General features: G+C 69.5%; 1 pseudogene. It reads right to left on the reverse strand.

Going from position 1 to position 370, the window contains the following annotated elements:
* Positions 1–40 precede the first annotated feature (40 nt).
* Positions 41–370 (reverse strand): annotated as a pseudogene (locus HNH97_RS17210) (DNA circularization N-terminal domain-containing protein); the annotation flags it as partial.

Genomic DNA, 370 nt, shown 5'->3' on the forward strand with positions numbered 1-370 from the left:
GTCATGCCGCGCGCGGTGACGGTGGTGTTCGTGGTGCCGCTCATGTCGTGGTTTCCAGCACGTCCACGCTGCCGGGGCCTGCCAGTGCCGGGTGCGTCAGGTTGTTGCGGCTGACCAGGTCATCCCACACACTCGCCACGTCCGATGGCGTGTCGCCCGCCACGGCATAGGCGATCAGCCACGCGCTGATCTGGCGCGGAACCGGCACCGCGATCACCTTGGGCAGGCGTCCCAGCCGCGACGAAATATCCGCCACCACGGCGGTGCGCGCATCGCGGATCGCGCCCGACAGATCGCCCAGCGCCACATCGGCCCCGGCCGCGATCACATTGGTCAGGTCATCCGCCAGATCGTCCAGCGCGCCCGTCAC

Origin of the sequence: Gluconacetobacter entanii, from assembly GCF_013155425.1 — a bacterium.
Classification (GTDB): domain Bacteria; phylum Pseudomonadota; class Alphaproteobacteria; order Acetobacterales; family Acetobacteraceae; genus Novacetimonas; species Novacetimonas entanii.